The sequence below is a fragment of the Acidihalobacter prosperus genome (genome assembly GCF_000754095.2).
Taxonomy (GTDB): Bacteria; Pseudomonadota; Gammaproteobacteria; order DSM-5130; family Acidihalobacteraceae; genus Acidihalobacter; species Acidihalobacter prosperus.
The window spans coordinates 412080-426468 of the sequence record NZ_JQSG02000002.1 but is presented as its reverse complement, the minus strand read 5'-3'; the positions used below and the strand labels follow the sequence as shown (position 1 = coordinate 426468).

The 14389-nt window shown below is 66.0% G+C and carries 14 protein-coding genes; 1 reads left to right on the top strand and 13 read right to left on the bottom strand.

Annotated elements, in window-relative coordinates:
• Positions 1–34: 34 nt before the first annotated feature.
• From THPRO_RS06060 to THPRO_RS06000, 13 genes are all read right to left on the bottom strand, one after another.
• Positions 35–931, bottom strand: coding sequence for a hypothetical protein (locus tag THPRO_RS06060; RefSeq protein ID WP_038088424.1), 897 nt, complete (start codon positions 929–931; stop codon positions 35–37).
• A gap of 55 nt (positions 932–986) precedes the next feature.
• Entirely contained in the window at positions 987–2321 is a 1335-nt protein-coding gene (locus THPRO_RS06055; RefSeq protein ID WP_052064177.1) for a tyrosine-type recombinase/integrase, read from the bottom strand.
• Positions 2322–2758: 437 nt separating this feature from the next.
• A complete protein-coding gene (locus tag THPRO_RS06050; RefSeq protein ID WP_038088421.1) occupies positions 2759–3598 on the bottom strand; it encodes a symmetrical bis(5'-nucleosyl)-tetraphosphatase in 840 nt (279 codons plus the stop codon).
• Positions 3599–4201, bottom strand: coding sequence for a class I SAM-dependent methyltransferase (locus THPRO_RS06045; protein ID WP_038088418.1), 603 nt, complete (start codon positions 4199–4201; stop codon positions 3599–3601). It lies immediately after the preceding gene.
• A gap of 5 nt (positions 4202–4206) precedes the next feature.
• The gene (gene apaG / locus THPRO_RS06040) at positions 4207–4590 is read right to left on the bottom strand and encodes a Co2+/Mg2+ efflux protein ApaG (RefSeq protein ID WP_038088415.1); all 384 of its coding nucleotides are present in this window, start codon (positions 4588–4590) and stop codon (positions 4207–4209) included.
• A 33-nt stretch (positions 4591–4623) separates the two neighbouring features.
• Positions 4624–5640 carry a glucokinase gene (gene glk, locus THPRO_RS06035; RefSeq protein ID WP_038088412.1) on the bottom strand — a complete coding sequence of 339 codons (1017 nt, stop codon included), beginning with the start codon at positions 5638–5640 and terminating at the stop codon, positions 4624–4626.
• Positions 5637–6368 carry a 6-phosphogluconolactonase gene (pgl, locus tag THPRO_RS06030; protein WP_038088409.1) on the bottom strand — a complete coding sequence of 244 codons (732 nt, stop codon included), beginning with the start codon at positions 6366–6368 and terminating at the stop codon, positions 5637–5639. The genes glk and pgl overlap by 4 nt, the downstream gene beginning before the upstream one ends.
• Complete coding sequence (gene tal, locus THPRO_RS06025; RefSeq protein ID WP_065089356.1) at positions 6365–7492, bottom strand: transaldolase; 1128 nt, start codon at positions 7490–7492, stop codon at positions 6365–6367. Before tal ends, pgl begins: the two co-directional genes overlap by 4 nt.
• Before the next feature lie 99 nt (positions 7493–7591).
• Positions 7592–8389: a 16S rRNA (adenine(1518)-N(6)/adenine(1519)-N(6))-dimethyltransferase RsmA gene (rsmA, locus tag THPRO_RS06020; RefSeq protein ID WP_038088406.1), complete on the bottom strand. Its 798-nt coding sequence runs from the start codon at positions 8387–8389 to the stop codon at positions 7592–7594.
• The gene (pdxA, locus tag THPRO_RS06015) at positions 8386–9381 is read right to left on the bottom strand and encodes a 4-hydroxythreonine-4-phosphate dehydrogenase PdxA (protein ID WP_065089355.1); all 996 of its coding nucleotides are present in this window, start codon (positions 9379–9381) and stop codon (positions 8386–8388) included. Before pdxA ends, rsmA begins: the two co-directional genes overlap by 4 nt.
• A 4-nt stretch (positions 9382–9385) precedes the next feature.
• Positions 9386–10738, bottom strand: a complete 1353-nt coding sequence (locus THPRO_RS06010; RefSeq protein WP_065089354.1) for a peptidylprolyl isomerase — start codon at positions 10736–10738, stop codon at positions 9386–9388.
• Positions 10722–12911 (bottom strand): LPS-assembly protein LptD, encoded by a 2190-nt coding sequence (locus THPRO_RS06005; RefSeq protein ID WP_082954472.1) that lies wholly within the window; start codon positions 12909–12911, stop codon positions 10722–10724. The genes THPRO_RS06010 and THPRO_RS06005 overlap by 17 nt, the downstream gene beginning before the upstream one ends.
• A gap of 45 nt (positions 12912–12956) precedes the next feature.
• Entirely contained in the window at positions 12957–13625 is a 669-nt protein-coding gene (locus THPRO_RS06000; RefSeq protein ID WP_038088403.1) for an adenylate kinase, read from the bottom strand.
• Between the two features lie 235 nt (positions 13626–13860).
• Between THPRO_RS06000 and ppa the strand changes: the two genes are divergently transcribed.
• Entirely contained in the window at positions 13861–14388 is a 528-nt protein-coding gene (gene ppa / locus THPRO_RS05995; protein WP_038088400.1) for an inorganic diphosphatase, read from the top strand.
• The last annotated feature ends 1 nt before the right edge of the window (position 14389 follow it).

Below are 14389 nucleotides of genomic sequence, written 5' to 3'. Positions count from 1 at the left end.
AAACAGTTGGCAAGGCGCGAGGGCGGCTTACTGTTTAGCCATATATCAGCCGTCGGATCAGGGCAGGACTGGCCTCGATGCGTGCGATGCCCAGGAGCTGTTTGATCAGAGCAAAGCGGTTGTAACCATGCTCGCTGCTGTAGCTGGGCGGAATGCATTGATCTAGGGCACGTATCAGCGCGCCGCGTGCGGCCCCTTCCGGGTTTTTAGCTGCGCCTCCCCGAGTAGCCAGCTTCCCGGCTGTGCCAAGGGGGGAGTTCAGGACCTTTTGAGCAAATTCGAGTTGCTTCTCATGCGTGGCCACTGTGGCCTCAAGATTCTTCCTATTTTGCGCAAACGGCTCGTTCACCAGGATATTCGGCACCGCGGTGAGGGAGTCGAGGTAGCTTTTTATCCCATTGATGAGGGTTTGTTCTTCGGAAGAGATAGCCTGTGTGGCGATCATCAGGCTTGGTATCGTGAATATCGAAACCGTTGTGCTGAGCACGAGCACGTTGATCAGCAGCAGGTTCATGATGGCCGCATCTTTCGTTTCCGAGAGCAAAAGCGCATCTTCAAGCGCTTGCATGCGGAAGATTTGGGTGAAGTGTCGCCGCAATGTCGTATTAACGGCGAGTACCCCTGGACCGTCCGCTGCCATCTGCTTCTGAATCTGTTTGATATCCGCAATGGCAGCTCGCCCTGTCCGAAACATCTGGGATATGTCGTCCCTCAGTTGTGCCTCTTGGGATAGCGCGCCGTCAGTTTGGGGTGCTGGCGAAATTTGCGACTGATTCCATGCATGCTTCTTCTGGGTAATGAGTTCAAGGAGGGCTTCGGCTTGGGTGCCACCGTAAGCGCATTCGTCCGTGTCCAGGTCACGCGCTACCCATTCGTCACCGTCCTGCGTGCATTCAATGCGTCCCTTGGTGCCTGCCTTGTTGCCATCCACGACCTGTCCTTATCGATATTGGTTTGGTTGTACGGTGTTGTCTTGTGCTCTGGCGCTATCTGATCGCCTCGCCGATGTTCACGACTATGCGCGCGGTGCCATTGAGCTGTTCATCCAGATACGCACCCAGGCGTTCCCAGGCATCGCGCTTCTCGGCTTTGTATTCGTGACGCTGGTAGGTGCGGCGGATCTTGCTCGGTTCCACATGATTTAGGCAGCGCTCGATGATCTCGGACAGAACGCCGCGCTCGCCCATGAGCGTTGCGCCCGTGCGGCGCAAATCGTGCGCCGTCCATGTCCCCTCGCTCAGGATCAGCGCCCCCGTGGCCTTGGTGCGGTTGCTCATGGGGGTGTCGCGCATCCGGTCGCGCAGTTGCTTGGTGATGCTCTTGAGGCAAACGTGCTCGCCGTCCTTGAGTACGGACGGCAACACCCAGTCGCTCCACTTCGTGCGCTTGTGCAAGGCTCTGAACCAGCGCAGGGCGAAAGGGGATAGGTAAACGAGATGCTCGCGGGCGTTCTTGCTGTTGCCGGGCGGAATCCGCCACGTGCTTGCCTCAAAGTTCACGTCCGCCCATTGAGCTTGAATCAGTTCGCCGACTCGGCAGAGCGTTGACAGCATGATCCAGATCGCGGCCTCGGTTTGGAGTTCCAAATTCGCGCTCGGCAGCTTGTCGCGCAGTTCCACCAGTTCATCCGGTGACAAGACGCGGTCACGCTCCGTTTCGCGTCCGCCGATGCGCTCCTTGGTAATGCCGCGCAGCGGGTTGCGGTCGATCCACTCGCGGGTATCGCACCAGTTGAAGAACTGGCGCAGGTCGCCGAACACACGGTTTGCCATGATCCGCGACCCACGGCTGGTGATGCTGTCCAGAATGTCGACCACATCGCCCCGACCGACTTCGGTGAGCGTGCGATTGCCCAATACCGGTACTACGTCCTTGCGAAGCGCTCTCAGGCTCTCCGCGCCGCCGTCCTTGCGCTTGGATAGCTCCAGCTCTGCCCAGCGGTCCAAAGCCTTCGCAAAGGTGCGTCGGTTCTCCAGCGCTAGGCGTTCAGCCTCAAGGCGGGCGCGTTCGGCTTCCTCGGCGGCTTTGCGCTCGGCGTCGATGCGTTTTTGTTCCTCGACAGGGTCGACACCCTCGCGCAGCTTGCGGCGCATGTCCTCGGCCACGTCTCGCGCCTGCTTGAGCGTGAGGAGGCCTTCTCCGTCTCCGTAGTCGCCGATGCGCGGTACACGGCGCTGACCTTGGAACTGATAGCGCAAGAACCAGGTCTTCGTGCCCGAGGCCCTGACACGCAACTCCAACCCGTCACCGTCACGCAGGGTGGCGAATCCCGGCCCGCTGTGTTTGGCGTTCTGTACCACCTTCGCGTTCAGTTTGCCCATGCCAGTCTTCCTACAGGTAGCCCCTATACGTAGCGCCTTATACGTAGCCCTATACGTATACCTATATGTTTACGTATACGTATGGACTAGATGTGTAACCCAGGCATTCTTGGGTTACACCTTGGGTTACACTTGGCTTGAGTTTTGGTGATTCTAGCTGAGATGGGTTGATATTTCTAACCTATATAAATCAACTAGATATACTGTTTATTGGGATTGGCTGATGTTGTCTGAAACAGGTAAATTACTGACTACGAACCAGGTGGTAGGAGGTTCGAATCCTTCCGGGCGCGCCATTATTTGATGAAAGGCTTACCTTGACCGGTAGGCCTTTTGTGTTTCTGGGGCGACGTTTCGGTTGATTTTCGGCGAGGCATCGGATGTCTTGCGCGTATTTCCCGCTGAGTGACGCTGCTTCCGGATTCAGGTGTTTTCGGTTAGCGTGCCCCGCCATTGGGCCGGTGGGCCTGAGGGCAGGGGATGGCGGTGAGCGGGCGGTGAGGGGCGTCGAGGCGCACCGCGCTGAGCGTGCCGCCCCAGACGCAGCCGGTGTCGAGTGCGACGAGGTGGGGCTCGTTGATCAGTCCCAGCGTGGACCAGTGACCGAAGACGATGCGCGCATCGACGCTGCGGCGACCGGCGACCCGAAACCAGGGTGTGAGTCCGTCTGCTGCCGCCCCTGGCGCGTCCTTGCAGCGATGGTCGAGGCGTCTCTGAGGGTCCAGGTAGCGCATGCGGGTCAGCGCGTTGACGATGAAGCGCAGTCGCGCCGCGCCGCCGAGCGTCTCCGACCAGCGGTCGGGTTGGTCGCCGTAAAGGTGCTCGAATAGCGCTGCGGGTGCGTCGCGCAGTTCGGCCTCGACCTCCGCGGCGCGGGCGCGTGCCTGCGGCACGTCCCACTCGGGTGGCAGGCCGGCGTGTACCAGGGTCCAGCCGAGTGCGGTGTCGTGATGCAGCAGGGGGCGCAGACGCAGCCAGCCGAGTAGTTCGGCCGCATCCGGCGCGTCGAGCACCGGTTGCAGGGTGTCGCCGCGGCGCAGGGTGCCGACGCCGGCTGCCAGGGCAAGCAGATGCAGGTCGTGATTGCCTAGCACGCACACCGCGGCCTCGCCTAGGGCCCGCACGAAACGAAGGGTTTCGAGCGACTGCGGCCCCCGGTTGACCAGATCGCCGACCAGCCACAGCCGGTCGGCGGCGGGGTCGAAACGCAACCGTTCGAGCAGGGCCTGCAGCGGGTCGAGGCAGCCCTGCAGGTCACCGATGGCGTACACGGCCATCTAGCGCCGCTCCAGGGTGATTTCGCGGAACCAGCCGCCGGCGGCGACGGGGCGGTCTTCGAGGAGGCGCAGCCCGGGTACCTGGGCAAGCACGGCCTCGAAGACTACATCGGTGCGCGTGGCCAGGCGTCGCATCAGCGGGTTGATCAGCCGCCGCAGCGGCGCCGCTTGTCCGGGCTTGAGGAATTTGTCGAGGATCAGCAGCGGCGCGTCGGGCCTGGCGATGCGCGCGGCCTCGCGCAGGCAGGCGACGGGGTCGGGAACCACGGCCAGTATCAGATGCAGGATCACGGCGTCGAAGCTGGCGTCGGGCAGGTCGAGTCGATGGACATCGCCGAGTTGTAGCGAAATCGACAGATCCAGCCGCTGCGCGCGCCGATTTGCGCGGGCGAGCATCGCTGGCGTGAGGTCGATGCCGGTATAGCGGTTACCGGGCGGCAGGGAGGGCAGGTCTAGACCGGTGCCGATGCCGAGCAGGACAATGTCACGCCCGCTTTGCGAGCCGAGTCGCCGGAGGCTGCGTGCGCGCAGCGCGTGCGTGCCGCTGGCCAGCAGGGCATCGTAGACGGGAGCCCAAAGAGTGTAGGCGCCACGCAGCGACATGGCGGTCAGTGCAGGGTGCGCGGCGCCGCGAGCACGAAGGGTTCGATCGTGGCGTCGAAGCGGGTGCCGTCGTCCGCGATCATCTGATAGCTGCCCTGCATGCTGCCCACCGCGGTGGGCAGCTGGGTGCCGCTGGTATAGCGGAAGGCTTCGCCAGGGCGCAGATACGGGTGTTCGCCTACCACGCCGGGGCCGCGTACTTCCTGAATCGCGCCGTCGGCATCCGTGATCAGCCAGTGGCGCGAGAGCAGGCGTGCGGGATGGACGCCGCGGTTAAGGATGGTGATGGTGTACGCGAAGACGTAGCGGTTGCCTGCCGGGTCGGATTCGCCGGACAGGTATTCGGTCTCCACATCCACTTCGATGGCATAGTCTGGGGTCGTCGTCATGGGGCCATTATACCGGCACCGCCGGTCGCGGTCTTAACTCTTGTCAGCGCCCGCCGCTGCCAGGCGACGCGCGTATTCGAGCGCACCGGCGAGACCGGCATGCTCGTCGAGCACGACGTGAAGGGGCATTGCGTCAAGCAGCGCCTGCATGGGCGGCCGGTCGGTGAAGGCGGCGACGACGTCGGGCTGGCGCAGTCGCGGCAGTATCTTGGGAGCGATGCCGCCCGCCAGATAGACGCCGCCGAAGGGCAGCACGGCGAGTGCGAGGTCGGCGGTCTGGCCGGCGTAGATTGCGACGAACAGCGAGAGCGCGTCGGCGGCCAGCGGGTCCGTATCGGCCAGCGCCGCGCCAGCGATCGCGGCGGGTGGATCGCCGGCGGCGAGGGCGGGTCCGGGAGGGCGATGGGCTTCGGCGCAGACGAATTCATAGACGCGCCGCAGGCCCGCGCCCGACAGAAGATGTTCCCGTGTGCAGCGGCCTTCGCGGGCGAGGACGTGTTCGGCAAGGCGGAGCTGGCGCGCGTCTGCCGGCGCGAAATTGGCGTGACCGGCCTCGGCCGCGAGCAAGCGGGGCGGCCCGTTGCCGACAGGACAGAGCGTGCACACGCCCAGCCCGGTGCCGGCGCCGACCACCAGGCGTGGCGCGGCAGGATCAGGGAGACCCGCCTGCAGCGTCGCAAGCGCATCGGGGGACAAAGTCGGCAGGCCGTGGCCGATGCCGGCGAAGTCGTTGATCAGGGCGACGTAGGGGATGTCGAGGACGCGACCGAGGCGTTCGCTGTCGAGCTGCCAGGGCAGGTTGGTGAGGCGGGCCTGCTGGTGTCCACCCTGGTCTTGAACCGGGCCTGCAAGCGCGAAGCAGGCGGCGTCGATGCGCTGCGGGCCGCTAGGGGCGGTGGCGAGGAAATCGGAGACCATGGGCGCGAGATCCGCATGTGCCGCGCTGGGATAGCGCGCCTCGTGCAGGCGTTCCATGCCGCCCTCCTCGTCGAAGCGGGCGAGCACCAGAAAGGTCTTGGTGCCGCCGATGTCGCCGGCCAGCAACCTCATGCGCTGCCCCGCGCGGCCGCATCGAGATACCACTCGGCGCGTGGTCCCGAGACGCGCTCGACCGGCAGCGGCGGCTCGCCGGCGGCGGGGCCGCGCGCGAGGCGTGCCAGCACGTCGCTCTTGCCGGCGCCTTCCACCACGAACAGCAGGTGACGCGCGTGCGCCAGCACCGGTAGCGTCAGCGAGATGCGCCAGGCGGACAGGCGCGGCACATGGACCGCCGCGACCGGCGTGTCCAGCACGTCCAGGATGGGCGTGCCGGGGAACAGCGAGGCGGTGTGCCCGTCGGGGCCGAGCCCCAGCAGCACGGCGTCGAGTATCGGCCAGCCGGCCTGCTGCGGCAGATGCGCGCTCAGTGCATCGGCATAGTCGGCGGCCGCGCGCTCCGGTGCGATCGCTGGATCCGCGATCATCGGATGGACCTGCGAGGCCGGAATGGGGACATGCGCAAGCAGGGTTTCGCGTGCCATGCGGTAGTTGCTGTCCTGATGTTCCGGCGCCACGCAGCGCTCGTCGCCGAACCAGATTTCCCAACGGTTCCAGTCGGTGTCGTCACGCGCGGCCAGGCGCTCGTAGAGGCGTCTCGGGGTGTTGCCGCCGGCAAGGGCCAGGTGAAAGCGGCCGCGTGCGGCAACGGCCGACTCGGCCAGCGCGATTACCCGGTCGGCGACGGCGGCGTAAAGCCTGTCGGCGTCCGCGAGGGTGTGGCAGCGGGCACCATCCTTCATGCATCGGCCTTGATGCGGTCGAGGCGGGCCGCAATGCCGCCGAGCAGGTGCTGGAATGCGTCGGCGAAGGCTGCCACGCCGTCGCTTTCGAGTCGGTCGGTGACCGCTGGCAGGTCGATGCCGAACTCGGCGAGGCGCGAAACGGCTTCGCGCGCGGCGTCGACGTCGCCCGGCAGCGTGGCGACGGGCGCCTGGCCGCGCTGCAACAATGCGCGGTAGGTGGCCGGCGGCAGGGTGTTCACGGTTTGCGCGCCGACCAGTTCATCGACGTAGAGCAGGGGCGGGTAGTCCGGGTTCTTGGTGCTGGTGCTGGCCCACAGCAGGCGCTGCGGGTTGGCGCCGGCCTCGGCGAGACGTCGCCAGCGGGGACTCTCTGCGACGACGAGGAAATGGGCATAGGCGAGCTGTGCGTTGGCGATGGCGGCACGGCCTTGCAGGGCCTGCGCCTCGGGGGCTGGGTGCTCCGCAAGACGGTCGTCGATGAGGCTGTCGACTCGACTGACGAAAAAGCTCGCGACGGAGCTGATGCCGCCCAGCGCAAGGCCGCGATCCAGGCGGGCTTCCAGGCCGTCGAGATAGGCTTCGACCACTTCGGCATAGCGCGACACGGAGAACAGCAAGGTGACGTTGATGCTGATGCCCGCTTCGGTGAGGTGGCGAATGGCCTGCAGGCCTGCGCGGGTGGCCGGCACCTTGATCATGACGTTGGCACGATTGACCCGATTGTGCAGCGCCAGCGCCTCGTTGACCGTGGCGTCGGCATCGTGGGCAAGCTCGGGGGAAACCTCCAGGCTGACGAAGCCGTCGCGACGCCCGCTGGCGCGATAGACGTCGGCGAAATGATCTGCGGCGGCGCGGATGTCCTCCACCGCGAGGGCGAAGAAGAGTTCCTGGGGCGTCAGTTGCGGGTCGCTGCGGTAGGCCTCGACCAGGGCTGCGTCGTAGAGCCCGCCTTCTGACAGCGCTTTGTCGAAGATGGCGGGATTGGAGGTCATGCCGCGTAGCCCTTCCTGGCTCACCATGCGCTGCAATTCGCCGGAGCTCATGAGGTCGCGGCGGATGTAATCGAGCCAAATGCTTTGGCCCAGTTCGGCGAGCGCATTGGGCGGAGTGGGGTTCGACATGCGTGCCTCCCTGACAGGTGGTTGCTGCAAGTCTAGCAGTCTGCGTGTCGCGGTTGCCGGCGATTGCGGTCCGTCGGCTGCCGAGATGTCGCGCGCGTCCTAAGAACTAGGACTGCCGATGGCCGTGCGAGTTCGAGCTGTGTTGGCGAGGGCGACAAACTCGGCTACCGACAGCGTTTCGGCCCGGCGTACGGGATCGATGCCGGCCTGCGCGAAATCTTCGGCCTCGACCTGGCCTCGCAGCGCCCGGCCGAGGGTTTTGCGGCGTTGGGAAAAGGCCTGCTCGACCAAGCGGGCGAACAGGCGCGGGTCCTGCGCCGGGTGGGGCGGGGCCGGCCAGGGTGTCAGGCGTACCAGTGCGGAATCGACCTTCGGTGGCGGCGTGAAGGCGCCGGGGCCGACCTCGAACAGGGACTCGGCCCGACAGCGGTACTGCACCATCACCGACAGCCGGCCGTAGGGCTTGCTGCCGGGCGTGGCGGCCAGACGCTGCACGACCTCTCGCTGCAGCAGGAAGGTCATGTCGCGGATGTGCGGTGCGGCTTCGAGCAGATGGAAAATCAGCGGAGTGGAAATGTTGTACGGCAGATTGCCGACGATGCGCAGCCCCTGTGCCGGTGCGAGGGCGGCGAAGTCGAAGCGCAGTGCATCCGCCTCGTGCACGTCGAGACGACCGCCGAAACGCGTGCGCAGGCGCGGTACCAGGTCGCGATCGAGCTCCACCGCATCGAGACGGTCGATGCGCGCCAGCAGTGCGGCGGTCAGTGCGCCTTCGCCGGGGCCGATCTCGATCAGGGCGTCCTCGGCGCGGGGCGCGATGGCCGCGGCGATGCGTTCGATGACCTGGTGGTCGTGCAGGAAGTGCTGCCCGAAGCGCTTGCGCGGGACGTGGCTCATGCGGCCGCGGTCGCGCGCGCGCCCAGCACGGCGGCGAGATCGATGGCCGCCGCCAGGCTGCCGCTCTGGGCCCGCCCGTTGCCCGCCAGATCCAGCGCGGTGCCGTGGTCCACCGAGGTACGTACGATCGGCAGTCCGAGGGTGATGTTCACGGCTTCGCCGAAGCCGGCGTATTTGAGGACCGGCAGCCCCTGGTCGTGGTACATGGCGAGCACGGCATCGGCATGGGGCAGGTGCCGCGGCGTGAACAGGGTATCCGCCGGCAGTGGACCGACGAGGTTCAGGCCTTCGGTGCGCAGAGATTCCAGGGTCGGGGCGATGGTGTCGATTTCCTCACGCCCGAGGTGGCCGCCTTCGCCGGCATGGGGGTTGAGCCCGCAGACCAGAATGCGCGGGTGTGCGAGGCCGAAACGGGCGCGCAGGTCGTGATCGAGGATGCGCAGTACGCGCGTCAGCCTGTCGGCGCTGATCGCGGCGCTGACTTCCGCGAGCGGCAGATGGGTGGTGGCGAGCGCGACGCGCAGCTTGCCGGCGGCGAGCAGCATCACGGGATGGACGCCGCCGCAGCGTTCCGCGAGGAATTCGGTGTGCCCGCTGAAGGGGATGCCGGCATCGTTGATGACGCCCTTGTGGACCGGCCCGGTGACCAGGGCGGAAAACGTCCCGCGCAGGCAGCCGTCGATGGCCTCGCGCAGGGTGTCGAGCACGTAGCCGGCATTGCCGGGGTCGAGATGGCCGGGCGTTTCGATGCGTCGCAGCGGCACGGGCAGCACGCGCAGCGCGCCCTTGCGTGCCGGCGGCAGCGGCATGTCGGGTTCGACGATCTGCAGATCGAGTTGCAGGCCGAGTCGCTCGGCACGGCGTGCGAGCAGGTCCGGCGCCGCGACGGCGACCCAGTCGTCGCAGCGCCGGACCTGTGCGAGCTGCGCGATCAGATCGGGGCCGATCCCGGCGGGTTCGCCGGGGGTGATCGCCAGTGGTGCCGGGTTCACGCGCTCAGGACGCGGCGGCGGCTGGCTTGCCGTCGCTGGACGGGGCGAGCCGGATGTCGACGTAGGCCTCGTCGCGCAGTCGGCGCAGCCAGATATCGAGCGCTTCGGCGCGCTTGCGCTGGTAGAGGATGTTCTGCGCCTGCGCCTGCAGCATTTTCTCGGTGCTGTCGACCTCGCGCTTGCCGGTGACCTCGATCAGATGCCAGCCGAAGGGCGAATGGAAGGGTTGGCTGAGCTGGTCCAGCGGTATCGATTCCATGACCTTGCTGAACTGGGGTACGAGCTGCGCCGGGTTGAGCCATCCCAGGTCACCGCCGTTGGCGGCGCTGCCGGGGTCCATGGAGTTGGCCTGTGCCAGTTTGGCGAAGCTGGCGCCGTGCAGGATTTCGTTGCGCAGGCGTTCGATCTTGGCCTTGGCCTGAGCGTTGGTGAGGGTGGCGTTGGGCGTGATCAGAATCTGGCGCGCCTTGTATTCGGTGATCTTCTCCTGTTTGCCGCCGCGCGTACCGAGCAGTTTGACGAGGTGGTAGCCGCTGGGGCTGCGGATCGGTCGGCTGACCTCTCCGGTCTTGAGCACGTTGACGGTGCGTACGAAATAGGTCGGCATCTGGTCGGAGGTCATCCAGCCGAGGTCGCCGCCCTTGAATGCGTTCTGCCCGGCCGAGTCGGCGATCGCCAGCTTGCTGAAGGCGGTGCCGGATTCGGCTTGTTTGCGGATGGCCTCGGCCTTGTTCAGGGCCGCCTCGATCTGTTTGGGGTCGGCCGCGCTGGGGATCGGGATCAGGATCTGCGCCAGATGATATTCGACACCGGGATCCAGCTGGTTGGCATGCTGCGCCAGGAAGTCCCGCACGTCCTGGTGGGTGATGTGGACACGGTCGCCGACTTCGCGCTGCTCCAGTTTCTGCACGGTCAGGCGGTCGCGGATGTTCTGGACGAAGCGCGGCCAGGGCTGTCCGCTGGCGACCACGCGCCGATGCAGCTGGTCAAGCGTCATGTTGTTGTTCGCGGCGATCGTGTTGAGCGTGTCGTTGAGCGTGGCGTCGTCGATCTGGATGCCCATCTGCTTGGCTGTTTGCAGCTGCAACTTGTCGACGACCATGCGCTTGAGTACCTGGCGTTCGAGTACCTGGTGGCTGGGCAGGGTCTCGCCGGAGCCCTGCAGCTGCTGCGCGACTTCCGCTGTCTTTTCGTCAAGCTGGCGCTGGGTGATGACGCCGTCGTTGACGACGGCGACGATGCGGTCGATCAGCTGCGGCGAGGTGTCGGCACGGGCGCCCGGCGTCGCCGCGAAGGCGAGTGTCAGGGCGAGCAGTGCTGGGACGAGACGCGAAATCGGTTTAGGCAGGAGGTACATAGTCGGGAATGGTCCGTTGTAGATAGGTGCCGATCGGGGTGCCGAGATTGCCCAGCCCCTTGAGGACGAGTTCGAAGGAAATGCCCTCATTGTAACTGCCGTTGAGGGTCGTGAGGTAGCGCTGCGCGAGCAGGCGGAAGGCCCAGCAGCAGGTATCGTACTGTATGCCGGCGAAGGCCTGCAGCAGACGCTTGGCCTGTGGCGAATAGCTCAGGCTGGTCGCGATCTGCCAGCGCTGGGTGATCGGCCATGCCAGGGACACGCTGGCCTGATCGTATTGCTGGCGATAGAACTGATAGCCGAGATTGATGAGCTGGTCCTGTGACACCCGGTACTGGGCATTGAAGGTGGCGGTGTCGACGACATGGGTCGTCGGGTTCAGGTTGATGCCGGCATTGGCCCACCAGTTGCGCGCGATGGCCACGTTGAGCTGGCTGACATAATCCGACCGCCGCGCGGTATCGACAGGCTGACCTGGCAGGGTAACCAGCTGCGGCTGAAAATAGAAGATCTGGCCCAGGCTGGCGCTCATCAGTTCGCGCCCGGTGTCGGTGTTGATGAAGCGCGTGGTGAGGGCTGCGGTGAGCTGGTTGGCGTTGCTGACGCGGTCGGGGCCCACGAAGCGGTTGTCCGCGAACATCTGGCTGAAGGTCAGCGGGAAGGCGGTCGTGTCGAACACCGGCAATGCCTGCTGGTTGCGGTAGGGCACATACAGATAAAACAGGCGTGGCTCCAGGGTCTGCAGGGTGTGCGCGCCTGCGCTGCGTTCGAAATAGAGGCCGCCGTCGAGGCTGGCGATCGGCAGGCTGCGACTGGGGGCCGCCGGGTCGCCGGGGAGCTGGTTTTGCAGCTGGTAGGCGGTATAGCGATAGGATACGGCGGGCGTGAGGAACCAGGCCGCGCCGCTCAACGGCAGACGCGCGGTCGGCATCAGGTCGAGCCGATTGCCGGTCACGCTGCCCGGGCGCTCGAAACGCGACCATTGCGAACGCAGACTCAGCCGCAGGCGGTCGCCGGGCGTGGGGATCCGTGCATTGAAATCGACCTGGGGCAGGATCGCATAAGGCGCGGCGCTGGCGGGCAGGGCGGGGTCCAGCACTTGGTATTGCTGGCCCATGGCGGACAGCGACCAGTCTCCGCCGTAATAACTCATGCCTGCGCCCTGGCCAAGGAAGGTGGTGTCCACGTTGCGCAGCGTGGTGCCGAGGTCGTTGAAATAGTTGGGGTCGGAAACGCGATTGTAGTCGACGTAGGTGGACAGGTCGTCGGTCGGATTGGCGTGCTGGCGGAAGGAGAACAGATAGCGCGCGCCGCCGTAGAGCCGGTCATGGGGTAGATAGTTGGTGTTGAGTTCGCTGTAGCTGCGAGTGCCGAGATAGCGCAGTTGCGTGCCGAGTCCGAAACCGCGGCTGCTGAAGATTTCTGGCGTGAGGGTGGCATCGGCCTGCGGTGCGATGTTCCAGTAGATCGGCTGCTGATATTGGAAGCCCGCGTTGGTGGTCTGGCCGATGACCGGTGGGAGCAGGCCCGATTTGCGGCGGTTGCTCAGCGGGAAGCTCAGATAGGGCGTGTACAGGATCGGGACGCCCTTGAATCGGATCAGGACATTGCGTGCGGTACCGATATCGTCGTGCTGGTCGAGGTGCACGTCGCTGGCCGACAGCTGCCAGGCGCGGTGCCCGATGGGGCAGGTGCTGTAGGTGGCCTGGCTGAGAGCGGTCCGGTCCGGCCCGAGGCGCCGGATGCGGCTGGCTTCGCCGTGCGCGTGCGCGGGGTAAAGATGGTAGCGGGCGAGGTCGAGCGTGCCGGTCTGACCGCCGAAATTGTAACGTCCGTGCTGCCCGTTGATCTTAAGGTCCGGCGTTTCCAGCGTCAGCGGGCCGGGCGAGATGGCGAGCTGGGTGGCATTGTCGAAGTCAATCGCGTCCGACAGCAGGGTCTGGTCGCCGCGGGTCAGCTGCACGCGGCCTTCCAGCCGCGAGACGCCGCGCGGGTTCAGGAATGCGCGGTCGGCATGGATATGCACCAGGTGGTCGCCATAGCGCGGTACGGGCGTCCGCGGCTCGATCGGGCACAGCGCCCATTCGCCGATTTCACCGCCGGCCGCATGGGCCGCGGGGGCGTGCAGCGATACCGCCGCCAGCGCGATGCCGGCGAAGCGGGCTAGTCGCATCGGCACGTTGCGGGCGGCCCGCCGTCGCAAAGGTGCCGCACCGGCCTAGCGGCCCGTCTGCTGGGACAGCCTGGCTTCGATGTCGGCGGTGATGGCCGCGAAGATGGTGTCGATGTCGCCGATGCCGGCGATGCGGCGCAGGCGGTTGTCGCCGGCGTAGTATTCGATCAGCGGCATGGTTTGCGCTTCATAGACGCCGAGGCGCTTGTCGATGGTCGCTTCGTTGTCGTCGGCGCGGTGCACCAGTTCGCCGCCGCATTGATCGCACACGCCCGGACGCCGCGGCGGCGAGGTGTAGCTGTTGTAGACTGCCCCGCACGCGCTGCAGGTGAGCCGCCCGAGCAGGCGCTGCTTGAGCGTGGTGATGTCGACGTCGATCAGTAGCGCGAGATCCAGCGGCTGGCCGGTTTCGGCAAGCATCTGGTCGAGCGCTTCGGCCTGGACGAGGTTGCGCGGGAAACCGTCGAGTATGTAGCCGCGGGCGGCGTCGGGGCGAGTCAGGCGTTCGCGGATCATGCCGAGAACGACGCTGTCCGGCACCAGCTGTCCTGCGTCCATATAGCCCTTGGCCTCGCGGCCGAGTGCGCTGCCGTCGCTGACCGCGGCGCGCAGCAGATCGCCGGTTGAGACCTGCGGAATGCCATAGCGTTCGACCAGTTTCTGGCCCTGCGTGCCTTTGCCCGAGCCGGGCGCTCCCAGGAGTACGATCCTCATGCCGCGCGAACCTCTGCCGTCTTGAATAATGGAGATGGTGGGCGCCACTTATACCGGCTGGCCGGTGGGCGCGCAAGCAAGGCGGACGCCCGGCATGCGTGCAGGCGCCGGGCGTCCGCCGCGGGTATAATGCCCCGCAGCGCTTGAGAGGGCGCGTTCCCGGCGTGCGGGGCCGTCCCGGCGCGCCGCCCCTCAGCCATCCATCCATTCATACATCAAACGCTTGAGGACAATCATGAATCTCGCCAATCTGCCGGCCGGTGAGGCCCTGCCCGACGATTTCAACGTGGTCATCGAGATCCCGGCCCTGGCGCCGCCGGTCAAATACGAGATCGACAAGGACAGCGGCGCCCTGATGGTCGACCGGTTCATGGGCACCTCCATGGTCTATCCCTGCAACTACGGCTTCGTACCGCACACCCTGTCCGAGGACGGCGATCCGGTGGACGTGCTGGTGGTCACGCCGATCCCGCTCTACGCCGGCAGCGTCATCCGCTGTCGCCCGGTGGGCATGTTGCAGATGACCGACGAAAAGGGCCCGGACGCCAAGATCATCGCGGTGCCGGTCGACAAGCTGTATCCGGCCTACGCGCACATCAAGGGGCCGGACGACCTGCCCGAGTTCCTGCTTGGCCAGATTCGGCACTTCTTCGAGCAGTACAAGGCGCTGGAAGCAGGCAAATGGGTCAAGGTCGACGGTATCGAGGGGCTGGAGGCGGCACGCGCCGAAATCCTGTCAAGCGCCGCGCGCGCCAAGGGCTGAG